This is a genomic window from Streptomyces sp. NPDC042346, assembly GCF_055581845.1.
Genome location: NZ_JBVJEH010000021.1, coordinates 1 through 1,435, shown reverse-complemented (window position 1 = coordinate 1,435; position 1,435 = coordinate 1). Strand labels below are relative to the sequence as shown.

Here is a 1,435-nt window from a genome sequence, read left to right as displayed (position 1 = left end):
CGGCATTAAGCCTGAGACCTGATGCCGAGCCGATTGTGGTGAAGTGGATGATCCTATGCTGTCGAGAAAAGCCTCTAGCGAGTTTCATGGCGGCCCGTACCCTAAACCGACTCAGGTAGTCAGGTAGAGAATACCGAGGCGTTCGGGTGAACTATGGTTAAGGAACTCGGCAAAATGCCCCCGTAACTTCGGGAGAAGGGGGGCCATCACTGGTGATCGGATTTACTCCGTGAGCTGGGGGTGGCCGCAGAGACCAGCGAGAAGCGACTGTTTACTAAAAACACAGGTCCGTGCGAAGCCGTAAGGCGATGTATACGGACTGACGCCTGCCCGGTGCTGGAACGTTAAGGGGACCGGTTAGTCACATTTCGGTGTGGCGAAGCTGAGAACTTAAGCGCCAGTAAACGGCGGTGGTAACTATAACCATCCTAAGGTAGCGAAATTCCTTGTCGGGTAAGTTCCGACCTGCACGAATGGCGTAACGACTTCTCGACTGTCTCAACCATAGGCCCGGTGAAATTGCACTACGAGTAAAGATGCTCGTTTCGCGCAGCAGGACGAAAAGACCCCGGGACCTTTACTATAGTTTGATATTGGTGTTCGGTTCGGCTTGTGTAGGATAGGTGGGAGACTTTGAAGCCGTGACGCCAGTCATGGTGGAGTCGCCGTTGAAATACCACTCTGGTCGTGCTGGATGTCTAACCTCGGTCCGTGATCCGGATCAGGGACAGTGTCTGATGGGTAGTTTAACTGGGGCGGTTGCCTCCCAAAGGGTAACGGAGGCGCCCAAAGGTTCCCTCAGCCTGGTTGGCAATCAGGTGTTGAGTGTAAGTGCACAAGGGAGCTTGACTGTGAGACCGACGGGTCGAGCAGGGACGAAAGTCGGGACTAGTGATCCGGCGGTGGCTTGTGGAAGCGCCGTCGCTCAACGGATAAAAGGTACCCCGGGGATAACAGGCTGATCTTCCCCAAGAGTCCATATCGACGGGATGGTTTGGCACCTCGATGTCGGCTCGTCGCATCCTGGGGCTGGAGTCGGTCCCAAGGGTTGGGCTGTTCGCCCATTAAAGCGGTACGCGAGCTGGGTTTAGAACGTCGTGAGACAGTTCGGTCTCTATCCGCTGTGCGCGTAGGAATATTGAGAAGGGCTGTCCCTAGTACGAGAGGACCGGGACGGACGAACCTCTGGTGTGCCAGTTGTCCTGCCAAGGGCATGGCTGGTTGGCTACGTTCGGGAGGGATAACCGCTGAAAGCATCTAAGCGGGAAGCCTGCTTCAAGATGAGTATTCCCACCTCCTTGAGAGGGTAAGGCTCCCAGTAGACCACTGGGTTGATAGGCCGGATGTGGAAGCCCAGTAATGGGTGGAGCTGACCGGTACTAATAGGCCGAGGGCTTGTCCTCAGTTGCTCGCGTCCACTGTGTTAGTTCTGAAG

Annotated in this window: 1 rRNA gene (cut by a window edge); it reads left to right on the top strand. The window is 55.6% G+C overall.

Features of this window, described 5'->3' with window-relative positions:
- A 23S ribosomal RNA gene (locus tag ACZ6K0_RS43035) occupies positions 1–1,403 on the top strand; it begins 1,819 nt to the left of the window's first position.
- The last annotated feature ends 32 nt before the right edge of the window (positions 1,404–1,435 follow it).